This window comes from Nocardia sp. CA-128927 (genome assembly GCF_050955855.1).
Classification (GTDB): Bacteria; Actinomycetota; Actinomycetes; order Mycobacteriales; family Mycobacteriaceae; genus Nocardia.
The window spans coordinates 6,200,172-6,215,549 of sequence record NZ_CP192087.1; the positions used below are offsets into that span (position 1 = coordinate 6,200,172).

The window sequence follows — 15,378 nt, forward strand, 5'->3', positions numbered from 1 at the left end:
AGTTCAACAAATGTTGAATGCTGCGCGATCCGAGACTCGATACGAGTCGCTCGACGATGTCGCGATCACCCTGACCAGCAGCGAGCGGGCGGGTGTACGCCGAGAATGTGCGAGGATCTCCGCGACCGCCGCAGGCCGATCGCTGGACAGTCCGGCGTTATTGTTCGCCGCGGAACTACTGGGGGGCAAGCTGCCGGAATCGCTGTTGCGAGTGCTCAGTCGATTCCGGATACAAGGAAATGGACACGGCGGCCTGCTCATTCGAAATCTTCCGTTGGATGCCGAGATTCCCGCAACACCGACCGCCGAGGACTTGGCACCCGACTGGCACAGCTTGCCAGCATCCACTCTCCTGCAGCTGGCCATCTGCTCCAGATTGGGTGACGTGATTTCGTACGCCGACGAGAAATCCGGCCGCCTGGTACAGGACATCGTCCCGATGAAGAGCGCGGCGCAGAGCCAGGAGAACTCCGGAACAGTTCACCTCGATCTGCATACCGAAGACGGTTTTCATCCATACAAGCCGGACTTGGTGACCCTGCTCTGCCTACGACCCGACCATGATCGAGTGGCATCCACCCTGTTGGGCAGCATCGGCCCGGTCGTCGCCGCCCTCCCTGCTGACCTCCGAGCCGCATTGCACGAGCCGTGGTTCCGCATCCGGGTAAGCAGTTCGTTTCGCAAGCACGGTTCGACCGGGTGGTCCCCCTGGCTGCCGGTGGCGCGCTCCGACGGGAGCGAGTTCGTGCTGGATTTCCATGCGATGGAACCGCGGAACGAGATCGCCCGGCAAGCATTGGCGGAAATGGAAAGGTTGCAGGCCGATTCCCTGTCGGGGGCCGTGCTCGAGGCCGGAGACCTGCTCGTCATCGACAATCGCACGGCGGTTCATGGACGCACGTTGTTCAAGGCTCGATACAACGGCACCGACCGATGGCTGCGTCGTTGTCTCGCAGTCACCGACCTTCGTCGTTCCCGAACCGCCCGCTTCGAGGGGTCACGCGTGTGCCGACCGCTGTCGGAGCTCACCCGAGCTGTTCTCGCAAGCCGGTGAACGGCATCCGCGGGTGCAGATAGAGGTACTCGCCGCGAGTTTCGATCTGCCTGGTCATCATGTAGATCGATCGGCGTGCCGCGCCGAGGTACCCGCTGCGGTGCTGGGCCATCGCGAGCAGCCCGAGGTTGAGCGGCAGTCGGACCGCGGTCTCGGCCTGGTCGAGCCGACGCAGCGCCGAACTGATCAGGGTGATTCCGTCGTCCGGACGGCCGCGGTAAGCCAGTGCCCAGCCGTGCAGCACCGAGGTCATGTCACCCCGGTACCGCAGGTTATGAGCTTCGATCAGGTTCAGCGCCGAACTGCTCGAGCGCCACGCCCGATCCACGTCGTGCGACAAGACGCCCGTCAACGCATCCATGTACAGGAACAGCGTTCGTTCCAGGGGCGTACCGCCCTTGGTCAGCGCGGCGATCTCCGATAGTCGCGCAGTGGATTTCGCCGGATCATCGACCAGCCAGTGGCAGATCAGCTCGTAGGCTCGGCAGATCACCCGAGGGTCGAATTGGAAGATCCGCCGGAGTTCATCGACCTGGTAATGCTGAATCATGTCGTCGGCGTGGCGGATAGCGGACGTGAACGCCCGCAGCGCACCCGCGACATCGCCGCGGACATAACGGACCATGCCGCGACCGTATCGTCCGCCCACCACCGCGATGACGTTGCCAGTCCGTTTACCGATACCGCGTAGCCGCTCGGCCACCTCGTTCGCCATGCCGTATCGCCCGGCAGCCACATGGGCGACGCACACACCCAAGAGCACCGCCGGGTGATCCGGGACGCCGGTGACCTGTGACAGGTCCTCCTCGCGCGAGAAGGCTTGTCCCGCTGCCGCGTCGGGGTAGCCGTGCGTCGCGGTCAACAGCTGCCCGAGCCGGGACTGCACCCGGCGTTCCCATCCGGCGATCGCCGGATCGGACGGGATCGTCTGCGCCAGCTCCACCGCACGACGGAGCCAGGTCTCCGCTTCGCGGTAAGCAAGGCGGTGTTCGGCTTGTTCCGCGGCCGCGGCGAGCCGCTCCAGCACCACCGCGGTGTCGAGGACGGATGCGGCGTGCCACGAGTGCATGGCGATCTGTTCCGCGTATTCGTCTGGGGTCGTGCGTTGTTCGACCAAGGCCTCCGCGGCCAGGGCGTGCAGCCAGGCACCTTCGGCCGATGCCAGTTCCTCGTACAGCACGTCGCGAACGAGCGCGTTGGTGAAGTGCAGGACGTCGATCCGTTCGGGATCGGCCTTGAGCAGGTTGGCGCGCACCGCCACTTCCACCTGGTGGTACATGGATGGGTCGGCGCCGTAGAGGGAGGAGAGCAGCGGCACCGGGATGTCGGTGCCGATGACCGCGCAGCACTGCAGGAGCGTGAGCGTGTCGGCGTCGAGTTTCGACAACCGATGATGCAGCACTTCGCGCACGCCGAACGGCACATCGTGCAGTAGGAGACGGTCGACCTCCGCTTTGGTCACCGGCGAATGCTGCTCCAACGAGGACAACAGTTGGGTGAGGAAGAACGGATTGCCGTTCGTTCTGGCGTGCAGCGCATTTCGCAATGCCGGCGCGATCTCACGTCCGCCGACCGCCGCGGCCAACGCGCCCGCGGCTTCGAGGCCGATTCCGCGTAGTTGCACCGTGTCCGATGTCGGCTCGCGCAACACCGAGGCCAGCGCATGCCGCAGCGTGGGCGTGAAATCGGGTTCGGTGTCTCGCGCCGCCGCCACGACCAGCAGTGACGCATGGCGTACCCGCCCGGCCAGCAACCGGAACAGCTCCAGCGAGGGCGGATCGGCCCACTGTAGGTCGTCGAGCACGATCGTCAAGGGATGTTCGGACGCCAGTTCGAGCAGGATCCGACACACCGCGTCGTGCATGCGAAAACGTGTGTCGGCCTGATGCGCGAGCGGCACCGTGGCCGGTTCCGGCGCCGGAATGTGCTCGGGCAGCAGCGGACCCAGTAGGGGCGCCGAGTCGGCGGTGGCTCGGCGGAAGGCCGCGGGGCGGATCGTCGCGAGCTGCCGGAGTACCTGCGCCCACAGCCAATGTGCCGGTGCGCCGTCGACCTGGACACCGCTGCCCCACACCACGTCGATGGGCTGGTCGTGCAGGCCGCGGTCCAGCTCGATCAGCAAACGGGTCTTGCCGATTCCGGCCTCGCCTGCCAGCACGATCGTTCGACCACAACCGTTGCGCACGCTCGCGGCGGCACGCTCCAGCTTCGACAGTTCCTGGTCACGTCCGGCGAGCGCCCGGCGGCACGGCGGGTTCGCCGAGGGGCGATCTCGGTCCCCCGCGCTGACCGAGATCGATTGTCCGCCATTCGCTTTCAAAGTCGGGTCGTGGCGCAGGATCGCCCCGTAGAGACCTTGCAGTTCATTGCTGGCATCGATACCGAGTTCGTCCGCGAGCTGACGTCGCGTGCGTTCGTAGACATGTAGCGCGTCGGCTTGGCGACCCGACCGGTACAGGGCGAACATGAGTTGTCGCACAATCGGTTCGTGCAGCGGATGGTGGCGCACTTCGTCGTCGAGCGCGGCGATCACTCTTTCGTGCTGGCCGAGTGCCATCGTGGCTTCCGCGTGTCCGGTGACGGCGTTCAGCCGGATCTGTTCGAGTCGGGCTGCCTCGTCCGCGGCGAACCGATAGTCGGCCAGCTCGGCGTACGGCGTGCCATGCCACAACTCGAGGGCCCCGATCAGTCGTTGTTGCGCGACCGCGAAGTGACCGTGCCGCAGGGATTCTTGTCCCGCCGCCACTGCCTCCTCGAACCGATACGAATCGATACAGTCCCGATCGATGAGGAGCTGATAACCACATGCGCGGTGTGCTACCGGGTTGCCGGTGTCGACGCCGGGATGTGCATCGGTCAAGCTCCTGCGCAATCTGGATACATAAGTCTGCAAGGTCGCCGTCGACCGACCCGGCGGTGCGAAGCCCCAAATCTCCTCGGTGATCTGCTGGGTGGAAATGACGTGACCGCTGTGCACGATCAACAGCGCTAGTACGGCACGTTGCCGAGGCGGACCCATTGCTAGTCTGCGAGACCCCATGTGCGCCACGAAACGGCCGAGAACGGTGACATTCAACTCTGTGAAACGACTCATTTCGATACCCCGATTTCGGAAAAGGCCCGATGGGGGGTGATGGCAACCGTCCCCGTGCGTAGACCGTGTTCTACCTCGTTCTCATTCGTTTGTACCGTGTCGAGATCGGTTGTGCCGCAGACTGTTCAGCCCTGCTTAACGGCTACCGAGGTGCACCGCGCCGGATCGGCGATGGAACCGGTGGGCGCAGCAGCCGTAGTTCACTCCGGCAACCGTGCGACGGTCACCCGCCGGTGGGCCGACAGACCCGGACCTGAGGCACTGACCAGCACCGGGACTTCGCGACGAGGTGAGCCCCAACCGATCGATCGCGAAAACAGCGACAGGAGAGAAGCTCTCGTCCTGTCACACGTCCGGCGCGAACGGTGGTGCAGTTCGGCTAACCGAACTGTTTCCGCGTCGGCGGCCCCGCACGATCCGGACCAATGATCAGTTCATCCGCACGCTGGGCCGCGACCCGGATGCTGGGCGCACCGCGCCCGACCGGCACGGTGCACCCTTCGGCGCCTACCGCCCTTGCAACAGTGGATACCACTCTGACACAACGCATTTCGCAGCACCGGCTCTGCGGCCCACTCTATCGATCACCGGCGGATGCAGCCTCAGCAGGCGCGGCAACGTTCACAATGGACAGCGTGAATCGCGGAGTCGGTGATCCGAATCGGCATGAAATGAACTCCTCGAGGATAAAGTGATCGATCCCAGCGAGTCGACTGTCTACTCTGCCGTAGACGGGTCGGCCTTCGCGATATCCAGCGAATCGAAATCGAGCATCGACATGCTCACTCCTCTCAGCAGCCCGAACACCTCGGCTAAAACGACAGGGACTTCCGCGAGGCGCCGAATTTCACGGTACGCGAGGGCACATAAGTTCAAAATAACTGAAGCATCATGAGCCGGCCCGGATCGAGTCCGCGACGCCGCGGACGGTACCGCTGAGCAGGACTTTGATGTCGGGTTGGGCGTGCAGGCTGGTTACGAACTCCTCGAGCAGCTTGAAGGCGAGCATCGAGTTGCCGCCGAGCTGGGTCAGCGTGTCCAGGACGCTGACCGTGTCGATCTCCAGGATCCGCCGGTAGATGTCGACCAGGGCCGCCTCCAACTCGTCTGCGGGCGGCACGATTTCGCGTTCGCGGTCGATCCGTTCCTGCCAGACCGCGATCAGCGCACTGAGGTCAATCTTGCCGTTGACGTTCGCCGGGATGCTCGGCACCGGCACGATCCACTCGGGCCGCATGTGCTCGGCCAGCAGGTCGGCCACGGCCTTCCCGATGGTGGCCACATCCACGTCGATCCCGCCGGTGGGTACCACGAACGCGAGCAGCCGCACCGGCGTGCCGTGCGCGACGACCGCACAGTCGGCAACCGCCGGGTGCGCGGCCAGCACCGACTCGATCTCACCGGGTTCGATACGCAGCCCGCGGATCTTGATCTGCCGGTCGATCCGGCCGAGGTGTTGCAGGACCCCGTCGTCCCGGTACCGGACCAGGTCGCCGGTGCGGTACATGCGCGATCCGGGCGGGCCGGAGGGGTCCGCGACGAATCGCTCTGCGGTGCGGCCCGGCGCGCGCCAGTACGCCATCGCGAGGCCGACGACACCACCGATGTATGCCTCGCCGGGCACCCCGACGGACACCGGCTCGAGGTTCTCGTCCAGGATCGTGAGCCGAAAGTTGCTGGCCGGACGTCCTAACGGGACCACGACAGCACCCGGATCGGGTGACAGCGGCATGTCGACGACGCTGCCTGCCTCGGTGGGTCCGTAGCAGTTCAGCAGTGTGGTGTGCGGCAGTGTGGCGTGAAAGGTGTCCCTGATGCGCGGGGTGACCGGCTCACCGCCGCAGAATGCCCAGCGCAGTCCCCCCGCCCGCCGTGCCGAGATCTGCTCGAGGAACGGGCTCATCACGGTCGGCGGCAGGAAGATCGTTGACACCGAATGACTTTCCACCAGCCGCGCGAGATGCCGCGGGTCCCGGTGCCCGCCGGGGCGGCAGATCACCAGGCGCGCACCGTGATAGAGCGGCCAGAAGATCTCCCAGATGGAGACGTCGAACCCGGCCGAGGTCTTGAACAACGCGCAATCGTCGGGGCCGAACGGGTAACGCCCCTGTAGCCACTCCAGATTCGCCAGCGCCCCGATGGTCGGGTAAGCGACGCCCTTCGGCCTGCCGGTGGTGCCGGAGGTGTACAGGATGTGCAGCAGCCCGGCCGAGTTGGCGTCGACGACCGGGTTGGTGGCCGCGCAGTCGGCGTAGGCCTGCTCGAACTCGACGTCGGTGACCTGCCATGGTCCGGCCGGAATGCGTTCCCGGCAGCCAAGATCGGTCAGCACCTGGGTCGGCGCGGCGTCGTCGAGGATGAAGGCCAAGCGGGCGTCGGGCAGTTCGGCATCGAGGGGCACATAACCGGCGCCGGTCTTCACCGTCGCGTAGATGGCGACGATCTGGTGAATGCCGGGCCGCAGGCAGATGCCGACGCGGGTACCAGGTCCGACACCCCGGCCGAGCAGCAGGTGCGCGAGCCGGTTCGCGCGCGTGTTCAGCTCGCGATAGCTGACGGCGGTACCGAATTCGTCGAGCAGGGCAATCGCGTCGGGGGTGCGTTCCACCTGTTCCTCGAACGGTTCGCTCATCGTGCGATACCGAATGTCGGGGCGGCGGTGGGGATTCAGGTCGTGCAGGATGCGCACACGTTCGGCGGCGTCGATCAGCGGGCGGGTGGCCATCGGCGCGTCGGGCTCGCGGGCCAGGCCGGTCAGCAGCTGTAGAAACGTCTGGGCCCAGGTCAGGGCGGACGGCGCGTCGGCCGAGCTGGTCATGTTCTCGGCGTACAGGCGTCCGCCGTCCTCCGACACCACGAGGGTGACATCGACCCGCTGGCCGGTGGTCGTAGCGGGAACCGTCGCGAACGGTAGCTCGCCTGCCTGGCGCAGTGCCACGCGAAAGCTGGCGCTCGGATCGGCGGGGACCGGCGTGATAGCTTCGCGTGGCCCCTGGATCACGCGCACCCGGCGTGCGGAACCGGGCCCGGACAGCCGCCGCGCCAGCACCGTCGCACTGATCGACAGCGCGACGAAATCGTTCGTCCCCGCGGCCGACGCCAGCACGTGCAGCCGATCCGGCAAGTCGGCCGGAACAGCCAGGGGACCAACGCATTCCACTGTTGTCGAGATATCGGTCTCGGTGCCGGCCAGCCCGCGGCGACCGGAGCCGGATGGGTGGGGCGACACCGGAATCGGTGCCGAGGCGGCGGTGGACTCAGGTGTCATGGACGCTCCAATGATCCAGGGCTGGCTGGATTCTCAGCGGACAAGGCAGTCACTCCAGGTTCCGGCCCGGGAAGCAAAGTTGCCTGTCCCGGATTTACCGGACAACACCCGGGTGTCGTCGCCCTTTCACGTGACTGCTCGGCCGCCGTCACCGGAAATTACTGTCGGAGTACGCAATTGGCAGCGGCCGCGTTCGGCGGCTCGCGATCGAAAGGCGAGGCATGCAAACCGTGACACGATCGGCAGCCGCCGAGCCCGAGGCCATGTTCCCCCTCGACCTGATCCGAGCGCGGGCCCGGGCCGCCGGTGATCGGGCGGCGCTGGTCGATGGGGACGAGTCGCTGACCTACGCCGAATTGGTCGGCCGGGTCGACGCGCTGGCGCACCGGCTGCAGGTGGCCGGGGTCGGGCCACAGCGTCCGGTGGCCGTACTACTCGACCGGTCGGCCGACACGGTGGTCGCCATGCTGGCGGTACTCGCGGCGGGCGGCGCGTACTGCCCACTCGACAGCACCGCCCCCGATGCCCGCATCGCGACGATCGTGCGGCGGCTCGACTGCCGAATCGCGGTTGCCGACCGCAGCGGCCGGGATCGACTGCCGACCGAAGTCCAGGTGGTGGACCCGGATGGACCCGCGCGCAGCTTCACCGCGCCGCCCATCAACCCGGACTCGCTTGCGTACGTCATGCACACCTCCGGCTCGACCGGCATCCCGAAGAGCGTCGCGATGACGCGTCGCGGACTGTCCCGGCTGATCCGCTGGCAACTCGACAGCGGCGAAACCGGGCTGCGCACACTCCAATTCACCGCCATCTCCTTCGACGTGACCTTCCAGGAGGTGCTGTCGACACTGGCCGGTGGCGGTTGCCTGGTCGTGGCATCCGAAGCGGTGCGCCGCGATCCGGCCGCGCTGCTGGATGCGATTGTGCGCCAGGGGATTCAACGACTGTTCCTGCCGTATGTGGCATTGCAGCTGATGGCCGTCGAGGCCGGTCGCCGCGGCGTGGGCCCGGCGTCGTTGCGGCACGTGGTGACGGCGGGTGAGCGACTGATCATCACCCCTGCCATCCGCGAACTGTTCACCGCGCTGCCAGATTGCCGACTGGACAACCACTATGGACCGACCGAGGCACACCTGGTCACCAGCCTGACGCTGCCCGCCGGACCGGCCGACTGGCCGGAGGTCCCGAGCATCGGCGGGCCGGTGACCGGGGTGCATTGCCGGGTGCTGGACGAGCGGCTGTGCGCGCTGCCCGACGGGGACATCGGTGAGCTGTACGTCGGCGGAACCGGCCTGGCCCAGGGGTATCTGCGCGACCCCGCCCGGACGGCGGAACGGTTCGTGGCCAGCCCGTTCGAGGCGGGCGAGCGCCTGTACCGCACCGGTGACCTGGTGCGCGTATCGGATGCGGGTCATTACGAGTTCATCGGTCGCGCCGACGGACAACTCAAGGTGCGCGGATTCCGGGTGGAGCCGGGCGAGGTGGAGCACGCGCTGATGCGGCACCTTCGAATCGATGCTGCCGCAGTCGATCTGCGCGAGGTCGCCGACAACGTGTCGGTGCTGGTCGGCTACCTGCAGACCGATGGCCTTGTCGCACACCGGGACATCGCCGAGCACCTGCGGGATCTGCTGCCCGCCTATCTGATTCCCGCCCGCTACGTCCAGGTGGCGGCGCTGCCGCGGACCGCGACCGGGAAGATCGATCGGCGCGCCCTGGCAGAGCTGGAATTGCCCACCGCGCCAGCCGAAGAACTGTCGGCGGACGCGCCCTCGCTCACCGACCTCATCACCAACATCTGGACCCGGGTACTCGGCCATGACGAATTCGCCGGGGACGACGACTTCTTCGACGTCGGCGGCGACTCACTGCTGGCCACCTGGGTGGTCACCGAGCTCGGACAGATCCTGGGCCGCCCGGTCGAGTTGTCGATGTTGTTGGAGGACAGCACAGTCGACGATCTGGCCGCCGCATTGGGCGCAACCGCAACGCTTCCGGCATCGGACCGATCGTCGCAGATCGTCACGCTCCGCCCCGGCCCTTCGGGCCGCAGCCTCTACTTCGTGCACCCCCTCGGCGGGGAGCTGCTGGCCTACCGCGAGCTGGCGCATGCTTCGACAGCGCCGGTCCGGCTGCTCGGTGTCGGCTGGACCGGCGACCCACCGAAGTTCGGCAGCACGCTCGCCGATATCGCCCGGATCCACGTCGAACAGCTGCGCACCGTCGAGCCGGACGGACCGTACTGGCTGGCCGGCTGGTCCTTCGGCGGCGTGCTGGCTTACGAGATGGCCCAGCAACTTCGGGCCGCGGGCGCCGTCGTCGCCTTCCTCGGCATGTTCGACGCCAACCCCGTCATCGATCCGATCACCGGGCTGCCGATGGCGCAGACCCCGTTCCTCGACCTGCTCGACACCGTGGCCGCCCGGCTGGACGACCCGGCCACCACCGATGCCGAACTGGTCGAGCTGACCTCGGGCCGAACCTGGCTCCAGCTGATGGGCGCCCCCCTCGCGGGCAAGGCCTCGACCGGATACCTGCGCACCGTGCTGGACACCGCGCGGGCCTGCATGAACGCGGCCATGCGCTACGAGCCGAAACCATACCCGGGACCGGTGCATCTCTTCGACGCGGAAGGGGCCGGACCGCAACGTCGCGCGGTGTTGACCGCGGCTATGAAACAGCTGTGCACCGGTCCGTTGACGATCATCCCGATCGCCGGCGAGCACCAGACGTTCATCAGAGCAGAACACGTCGCCGAGGCAGCGGCGCAGCTCGACGCTGCGCTGGAACGTGTCGGCGCGGAAGGGAACTCGAACCGTGGATCTTGACAACGATGCGAAAACGTTCGCCGAGCAGGGGTACATCGGGCCGTTCACGCTGTGGGAACCGGAGGAGATGACCGCGTGGTGGAAGACGCAACGCAAGGCGCTGCTCGACCCGGCCAACAACGCCCGCAAAGTCTTCGACAATCCGGTCAACTATGACCGGCACCTGGACATCCCTGCGCTGAGCAAGCTCATCACCGAACCGGAGATCGTCCGGCGGATGCAGTCGATCATCGGCCAGCACATCCTGTGCTGGCGCACCGAGTTCTTCCCCAAGAATCCGGGCGACTCCGGCACCGGGTGGCACCAGGTCGAGACCTACGCGATCGGCGAGACCAGCGAGGGGATGCTGGCGGCGACCGAGCACTCGCCGGGCGTCCCGATGGAGCTGACCTGCTGGGTGGCGTTCACCGAGGCGGCCAAGGACAACGGGTGCATGAAGGTCATCCCCGGCAGCCATCGGCAATGGCGCTACGACGAGCACGCGCCGATGTCGTGGAACAGTGCCGCCCGGGACAACTCGTTCTTCGGCTACAACTACGACGACATCAAGATCGACAAGGACTGGGACCCGGACCAGCAGGACGTCCGATACCTGGAGATGCGCGCCGGTCAGTTCTTCATCTTCACCGCGCGCACCATCCACGGTTCCGCCCCCAACATCAGTCGCCGCCAGCGCATGGGCTTCGCGATCCGGGTGGTGCCGACCCACGTCCAGGTATACGGCGGGATGACCGGATTCGAAGAATTCGGTCATCACTTCGAGCTCGACAAGCACGGCTCGGTGCTGGTGGCGGGCGAAGACCAATACGGGCTCAACCGGATGGCGCACGAAAACGCCTGGGGTGAGCCGTTCACTCCCGTGACGAAGGTGGCGCCATGAAAACCCGATACGTGTCGACCATTCCGCTCGACGAGGAGCGCCTGGCCAAGGATCTCGCGCACGCGGAATCGTTCCGATACTCCGAGGCCTACAGCGACTACCTCATCGGCGGCCCGTGGAAGAACGCCATGCTGTGGGCCACCGGCGGCGACATCGGCACCGGTTTGGTCACCACCTACTCCTACGACCAGCGGCCGACCTTCACCGAATACGGCCGCCAGCTCCCGTATCTGCAGGAGCTCATCACGAACCTGGCCGATCTGTCCCGGCTCCAATTCGTCCGGCTGGTACCGATTTTGGACACCGTGATCATCCCGCATCGCGATTTCCTGGAACTGACCGATCTGCCCGAGGACCAGCGGCCTGCGCATCGACTGCACATTCCGTTGGTCACCCACGAGAACTGCCTGTTCAGCGAGGACAACGTTGTCTATCGGATGCGGGCGGGCGAGGTCTGGCACTTCGACGCGGCCCAAATCCATTCGGTGGCTTCGCTTTCCAGGACAACGCGGGTCCATCTCATGTTCGACTTCGCCGATCGGCCGGGCAGCAGGCCGCTGGTCGATGTGCCGGAGGCGGAGACCGACGACCGGATCCCGACCCAGTCGCGGGTGGCTCGCCCGCCGCTGCCCGACGACCGTCGAGCCGACCTGTTCCGTCTGGCCGACATCCTCACGATCGACAACGTCCGTGAGGTATTCGCCATCGTCATCAAGACCCACTTCCGCTGGGACGGCGGCGAGAACTTCGCCTGGGACACGATGACCGCGCTCGCGCGCGCCTGCAAGGACCCTGCCGTGCTACCGCACACCCTCGAACTGCTGCGGTACTTCACCCTCGACCGATCCGACAGCAAGGAGTAACAACCATGACCACGAGGCTCTCGATCGGTGACCGGCTCGCTGCCAGCCCGGTGTACCGAACATTCCGTGACCACCCGTTCTTCGCGTCGGTGGACAACGTCGAATTCAGTAAGGAGCAGGCCGCCATCCTCATCGAGCAGTGGTGGCATCCGCTGCACTACTTTCCGACCTTCCTCGCCCGCTGCGTAGCGGTGCTGCCCGACATCGCCGCCAAGAGCGCGATCACCCGGATCCTGAATCAGGAGGCCGGCGGTGGTGTGGTGGCCAAGGCGCACGAGGTGATCTACGCCGACTCGATGGCCAAGTGCGGCTTCGACCGGGATCGGGTCACCGGGACCGCGCCGTACCCGGAGACGGCCGCCTTGGTCGACGGCTATCGCCGCGCGTCGCGGGCGCCGGAGAGCTCACTCGGGTTCATCTTCGCCACCGAGAACACCGACCTGCTCATGGTGTCCAGCATCGGTAAGGCGATCGAGCGAACCACCGGCAGCACCGACAACGAGTGGGTCGCCATTCACGTGCAGCAGGAACCCGACCATGTCGAGGAGGCCGATCACGCGCTGCTGACCGGGATGAGCGTCGAGCAAGAGGATGCCGTACTGCAGGCCGCCGACGAGATGTGGCAGCTATGGACGGCGTTCTTCGACCGGCTCGCCGCGGCGACCGGCGTCGGAGTAACCAACTGATCGAGGTGTGACGTGGACGATGTACGGGTCACCTACCTGCGCTTTCCGCAATGGACGCAGCATTTCTGGACCTGGCAGACCGGCCGGGCCCTGCCGGGGCAGCGACCGCTGATCCGGCACACCTGGGCCAGCTATCTGGCCATGACCCTGGCCGTGTTCCTCGGCGGACTGACCCTGTCGACTCTCGCTGTGGCACTGATGTTTCCGCTGTGGTTCCTCGTGCTGCCGGTGGGCTGGCTGCTCACGGTAAACGGGGAGCGGGTGATGGTTCTGGTCATCGCGCACCAGGCGCTGCATCGGCGGTTCTCGGGCGCGAAACGGTGGGACGCGTTCTGGGGTGAGGTGGTGACGGTGCTGTCGGTCTTCCACACCTTCCGGGACTTCAAGGAGGAGCACTTCGACAACCATCACCGGCGGGAGGTGTTCGCCACCGAGGCCGACCCGCCGGTGCAGTTCCTGCGCGATCTCGGGTTCCGGCCGGGACTGAGCAGGACGGCGCTGTGGCGGCGGGCGTGGGTGGTGTTCCTGTCACCTGTCTTCTACTGGAACGGCTTTCGCGGCCGGTTCGTCAGCAGTCTGAAGGGGCGGCCGAAGCGGATCCTCGGGTTCGCCGGGTGGCTCGGCTGGTGGCTGTCGCTGCCGTTCTGGCTGCCGCACGGTGGGCTGGTGCTGCTGCTCGCGTTCGTGCTGCCGGTCATTGTCTTCGCCCAGCTCAGCGCGTTGCTGGACCGGTTGGGTGAGCACGAATGGCTGGCACCGCGCAATCCCGAATTCGGACACCGGTTCTACACCGCAGCCAACACCTCGGCCAGGTTCTGCGGGTCGGCGGTGCCGGCCCGCGGGACCGGACCGCTGGCCTGGATCCGGTGGACGGCGGTGAACCTCTGCTACCACCTGCCGTCCCGGCTGCTGGTGGTCGTCGGGGATCTGCCCAATCACGACTACCACCACCGGTATCCGTCCACACCGGAGTGGACCACGGCCGCGTACGCACGCCAGCGCGACATCGACACCGGCCCGGAGGGGCCGCCGTACCGGGAGGTCTGGGGCATGGGTGCCGCGATCGACCTGATGTTCCGAAGCCTGTCCAACCAGGAGGACCTGGGAAATGCGCCATCACATCGTTGATACCTTCGCCGACGCCCGCTATGCGGGCAATCCGGCGGCAGTGGTGCAAGCGGCGGAGTTCCCGGCCGAGATGCAACAGATCGCACACCGCATCGGGCTGCCGACAACGGCTTTCGTCATCCCGATGCGGGCCGGGACGTACCGGGTGCGCTGGTTCACCCCGCACAAGGAGATCAACCTGTGCGGACACGCGACGATCGCCAGCGCTCGGGTACTGCTCGCCGACAGCGCACGGACCCGGCTGACGTTCGTGTCCGACAACGGCGTCCTGCACGCCGAACGGGTCGCGGACCTGATCGCCATCGATCTGCCGACCGCGCCACTCACCCCCTGCGAACCGCCGCCGGGGCTGCTCGAGGCACTCGGCACGGACGCGGTGGCCTGCGCGGTGTCCAGCGACGACATCCTGATCGAGGTCGAGTCGATGGCGGCCGTGCGGGCCATCGACCCGGATTTCGCCGCGCTGGCCCGGCAGCCGTATCGCGGACACATTGTGACCGCGCGCGGTCACAACGGTGTCGACTTCGCCTCCCGGACCTTCTTCCCCGCCTTGGGGGTGGACGAGGACCAGGTGTGCGTCACGGCGCACTGCAAGCTCACCCCGTATTGGGCGCAGCGATTGGGCAAGGACCGCCTCGACACGGTGCAGCTGTCCGAGCGCGGCGGCCGACTTCAGGTGTGGGACATGGGGGAACGCGTTCGCGTGCTCGGCACCGCGGTACCCCGTGGCGCGGTGCACGAGGATCTCCCCCACCTGCTCGAAGAGACGACCAGCTGGGAGGCCGTGACATGACCGACTTCAAACCCAACGCCCGCAGGGCCGCGACCGGCCACGGCGTCTGGCTCCAGCGGACGCCGTCACCCACCGCGGCCCGGCGGGTGTTCTGCGTCCCGCATGCCGGATTCGGCGCGGGCGTGTTCGGCAACTGGCCCGAGCAGCGGCACGGCATCGAGTTCCTGCCGGTCGAGCTGCCGGGCCGATTGTCCCGGTTCGCCGATCCGATGCCTACCACCTTCGGGGAACTGGCGCGTGACATGATCGCGGGCCTCGAGCGGTATCTCGATGTGCCGTTCGCGTTCTTCGGCCACTGCTGGTCGGCGCTGCTCGCCTACGAGGTGACCGCGCAACTCCAGGAGCGCGGCGGGCCGACGGCGACGCGGCTGTACGTCTCGTCGCAGCAGGCGCCGCAGGACGGACCGGCCGGGCGCATGCTCGGCATGGACGACACCCAACTGGCCATGGAGCTCGAGTCGACGATCCGCGCCCAGGGCAACAAGCCGTACCCGGAGTTGGTGTCCATCTACCTCGACATGCTGCGCGCCGACGTCGAGATCAGCCGACGCTACGTCGTCCCCGAGCCACCGCGGGTGAGCTGCCCGATCACCGCCATCGGCTGGACCGACGACTGCGAGGTGCCGCCCGACCAGATGGGCGGCTGGCCGGTCTGCGGCGACACCGCCTTCAAGCTGTTCGCCGGTCCGCACGACCGGTTCATCGACGCGCCACCGGAACTGGTGAAGACGCTGTGCGTCGGCATGTACGACCGAGGTTGACGACGCGCTAGCGGCGTCGG

Annotated in this window: 10 protein-coding genes; 8 read left to right on the top strand and 2 right to left on the bottom strand. The window is 66.8% G+C overall.

The genetic code is table 11. The features are described from left to right. Positions 1–10: 10 nt before the first annotated feature. A complete protein-coding gene (locus ACQPW1_RS28905; protein ID WP_433654870.1) occupies positions 11–1,054 on the top strand; it encodes a TauD/TfdA family dioxygenase in 1,044 nt (347 codons plus the stop codon). Here the strand turns inward: ACQPW1_RS28905 and ACQPW1_RS28910 are convergent. Together ACQPW1_RS28910 and ACQPW1_RS28915 are read right to left on the bottom strand one after the other, a co-directional pair. After that, a complete protein-coding gene (locus ACQPW1_RS28910; protein WP_433654871.1) occupies positions 1,026–4,148 on the bottom strand; it encodes a BTAD domain-containing putative transcriptional regulator in 3,123 nt (1,040 codons plus the stop codon). The two genes, ACQPW1_RS28905 and ACQPW1_RS28910, sit on opposite strands and share 29 nt — an antisense overlap. Positions 4,149–5,037: 889 nt before the next feature. Further along, positions 5,038–7,416 (bottom strand): non-ribosomal peptide synthetase, encoded by a 2,379-nt coding sequence (locus tag ACQPW1_RS28915; RefSeq protein ID WP_433654873.1) that lies wholly within the window; start codon positions 7,414–7,416, stop codon positions 5,038–5,040. A 221-nt stretch (positions 7,417–7,637) separates the two neighbouring features. Here ACQPW1_RS28915 and ACQPW1_RS28920 point away from each other — a divergent pair, with 221 nt between their 5' ends. Genes ACQPW1_RS28920 through ACQPW1_RS28950 form a run of 7 tightly spaced genes read left to right on the top strand, consistent with a single transcriptional unit; the run spans position 7,638 to position 15,358 of the window. Then, positions 7,638–10,247 (top strand): amino acid adenylation domain-containing protein, encoded by a 2,610-nt coding sequence (locus tag ACQPW1_RS28920; RefSeq protein ID WP_433654875.1) that lies wholly within the window; start codon positions 7,638–7,640, stop codon positions 10,245–10,247. After that, on the top strand, positions 10,237–11,127 hold the full coding sequence (locus ACQPW1_RS28925) for a chlorinating enzyme (RefSeq protein WP_433654877.1): 891 nt from the start codon (positions 10,237–10,239) through the stop codon (positions 11,125–11,127). The genes ACQPW1_RS28920 and ACQPW1_RS28925 overlap by 11 nt, the downstream gene beginning before the upstream one ends. Next, entirely contained in the window at positions 11,124–11,990 is an 867-nt protein-coding gene (locus ACQPW1_RS28930; RefSeq protein ID WP_433654879.1) for an aspartyl/asparaginyl beta-hydroxylase domain-containing protein, read from the top strand. Before ACQPW1_RS28925 ends, ACQPW1_RS28930 begins: the two co-directional genes overlap by 4 nt. A gap of 5 nt (positions 11,991–11,995) precedes the next feature. Further along, complete coding sequence (locus ACQPW1_RS28935) at positions 11,996–12,676, top strand: TenA family transcriptional regulator (RefSeq protein ID WP_433654881.1); 681 nt, start codon at positions 11,996–11,998, stop codon at positions 12,674–12,676. A 12-nt stretch (positions 12,677–12,688) separates the two neighbouring features. After that, entirely contained in the window at positions 12,689–13,804 is a 1,116-nt protein-coding gene (locus tag ACQPW1_RS28940) for a fatty acid desaturase (RefSeq protein ID WP_433654883.1), read from the top strand. Beyond that, positions 13,785–14,597 (top strand): PhzF family phenazine biosynthesis protein, encoded by an 813-nt coding sequence (locus ACQPW1_RS28945; RefSeq protein ID WP_433654885.1) that lies wholly within the window; start codon positions 13,785–13,787, stop codon positions 14,595–14,597. The genes ACQPW1_RS28940 and ACQPW1_RS28945 overlap by 20 nt, the downstream gene beginning before the upstream one ends. Then, entirely contained in the window at positions 14,594–15,358 is a 765-nt protein-coding gene (locus ACQPW1_RS28950; RefSeq protein WP_433654887.1) for a thioesterase II family protein, read from the top strand. The genes ACQPW1_RS28945 and ACQPW1_RS28950 overlap by 4 nt, the downstream gene beginning before the upstream one ends. The last annotated feature ends 20 nt before the right edge of the window (positions 15,359–15,378 follow it).

Excerpts from the sequence above, each read along its gene's own strand:
- ACQPW1_RS28905 (WP_433654870.1), top strand. The coding sequence starts at position 11 with ATGTTGAATGCTGCGCGATCCGAGACTCGATACGAGTCGCTCGACGAT.
- ACQPW1_RS28950 (WP_433654887.1), top strand. The coding sequence starts at position 14,594 with ATGACCGACTTCAAACCCAACGCCCGCAGGGCCGCGACCGGCCACGGC.
- ACQPW1_RS28930 (WP_433654879.1), top strand. The coding sequence starts at position 11,124 with ATGAAAACCCGATACGTGTCGACCATTCCGCTCGACGAGGAGCGCCTG.
- ACQPW1_RS28920 (WP_433654875.1), top strand. The coding sequence starts at position 7,638 with ATGCAAACCGTGACACGATCGGCAGCCGCCGAGCCCGAGGCCATGTTC.
- ACQPW1_RS28945 (WP_433654885.1), top strand. The coding sequence starts at position 13,785 with ATGCGCCATCACATCGTTGATACCTTCGCCGACGCCCGCTATGCGGGC.
- ACQPW1_RS28935 (WP_433654881.1), top strand. The coding sequence starts at position 11,996 with ATGACCACGAGGCTCTCGATCGGTGACCGGCTCGCTGCCAGCCCGGTG.
- ACQPW1_RS28910 (WP_433654871.1), bottom strand. The coding sequence starts at position 4,148 with ATGAGTCGTTTCACAGAGTTGAATGTCACCGTTCTCGGCCGTTTCGTG.
- ACQPW1_RS28915 (WP_433654873.1), bottom strand. The coding sequence starts at position 7,416 with ATGACACCTGAGTCCACCGCCGCCTCGGCACCGATTCCGGTGTCGCCC.